The following is a 1,726-nucleotide window of genomic DNA, read 5'->3' as shown; positions in this document are numbered from 1 at the left end:
CCGACATCGTCCTGATGAGAAGCGACCTGATGGACGTCCCGACGGCCATCGAATTAAGTAAAGCGACCATTCGGAACATCAAACAAAACCTGTTCTGGGCATTTGCGTATAATATCCTCGGCATACCGGTTGCCATGGGGTTACTCTATATATTCGGAGGACCATTATTGAACCCGATGATAGCAGGTGCAGCCATGAGCTTCAGTTCCGTGTCGGTATTGCTGAATGCACTTCGCCTGAAAGGATTTAAACCATTAAGCATGTAAGGAGTGTTTCAGACGATGAGCAAAAATCTGACGTTAGAACTCTATACACGGCCAACCTGCTCAGACTGTCAGGCAGCCAAAGAATACCTGGCAGAGCACAATATCCATTATGTGCACAAAAATATCGGTGAGGATGATACATTGGAGAAAGAGTTAATCGAAATAGCGGGTTCGCGCATTGTCCCTTCTTTTGTTTTTTACAAAAGAGGAATTGTGGGTAAGAAAAAATTCGTGAAGTACCTGATTGGATTTGAGAATAATAGAGAAGAAATCGGGATGTTATTGAGCTGATGTTTCTATATGTGGAAGGCCTTCAACGTTGGTTGAGGGCCATTTTGTGGTTATGAAAAGCCTTTTCAACGATTAAATTTTTTTTGGATGTTATTCCTTTCAACAATATAAAATAATCAAGTATTGGACATAATGTATAGATCTCGTTATCTAGGATGATTCTATGATTTTAATGTTTGTGACTATGTTGATCTTGATAGTACTCCTGGTGAAAGTTAAAAAAAGATTATCCCCTTTGCAGATGTATGTAACATCTTTATTTTCCCTCTACTTGGCCTTGTTGGCAGATTCAATTTTTGGCGGGATGTTTGAGTTGTATTCTTATTTTAAACCGGGTGTACAAGGCAGGGATTTTGTCGGAGCAATCGTCATCTATCCAGCCATCAACATCTTATTTTTGTCAAAGTTCCCCATCGGAAAAAGTTTGAAAACTAAAAGTTTTTACCTCTTAGGATGGACCCTGTTTGCCCTTTTATATGAATATAGTGCCGCTGAGTTCTCTTCTTTTTTTAATTATAGTGGATGGAAGCTGATATATTCGGTTCCGATCTATCCGTTTTTGTACATGATATTAGTGTGGAATTTTCGTTTGGTTGAAAAGTTAGAAATGAAACAGGAACGTATTTTTTATTTGAAACCGATTGAGTGGTATGGAAGTATCGTGTTTATTCTATATTTTAACTTGTCTGCAGATGCCATGTTGAAAGGGAGTTACGAGCTTTATTATTATGCAGTGAATGATGTTCATCCGGTCGATTTCTTGTTCCGAATACTTGTGCTTATGGTCCCGCTCCTTTTTTATCTAAACTTACAATCCAGACACCCTTCCGTGTGGAAGTTTATATTATGGATCGTTATATATGCGGTGCTTTATGAGATAGCTGTTTGGTTTGGTTATTTTCATGAAAGACAATGGAATGTCTATTTTACAATCTTTAGAACTTCTGTGATGCTGATACTGGCTCAACTGAATCTGAAGTTATTGAAGTCGCTTTCAGGAAGGGGAGGAGAGCTTCGGTGAGAGGCTCTTTTTATTATGGGAACTTTTTGAAACATTTCTCCATGCTTATCCGTATAAGTAAGGTAGAACACAAACATGGGGAGGATATCATGAAGAAATTAATTGGAATTGGAACGGCTGCACTACTGGCGATTAGTCTGACTGCCTG

The 1,726-nt window shown here is 38.8% G+C and carries 2 protein-coding genes and 1 pseudogene; all 3 read left to right on the top strand.

The features are described 5' to 3' along the window. Positions 1-266 (top strand): annotated as a pseudogene (locus tag HP456_RS23625) (heavy metal translocating P-type ATPase); the annotation flags it as partial. A gap of 15 nt (positions 267-281) precedes the next feature. Then, a complete protein-coding gene (locus tag HP456_RS23620) occupies positions 282-557 on the top strand; it encodes a glutaredoxin family protein (protein ID WP_172255587.1) in 276 nt (91 codons plus the stop codon). A 163-nt stretch (positions 558-720) separates the two neighbouring features. After that, positions 721-1,578, top strand: a complete 858-nt coding sequence (locus HP456_RS23615; protein ID WP_172255586.1) for a CBO0543 family protein — start codon at positions 721-723, stop codon at positions 1,576-1,578. The last annotated feature ends 148 nt before the right edge of the window (positions 1,579-1,726 follow it).

It is taken from the genome of Bacillus haikouensis (assembly GCF_013179555.1).
Classification (GTDB): domain Bacteria; phylum Bacillota; class Bacilli; order Bacillales; family Bacillaceae_B; genus Rossellomorea; species Rossellomorea haikouensis_A.
This window is presented reverse-complemented; position numbering and strand designations above follow the sequence as displayed.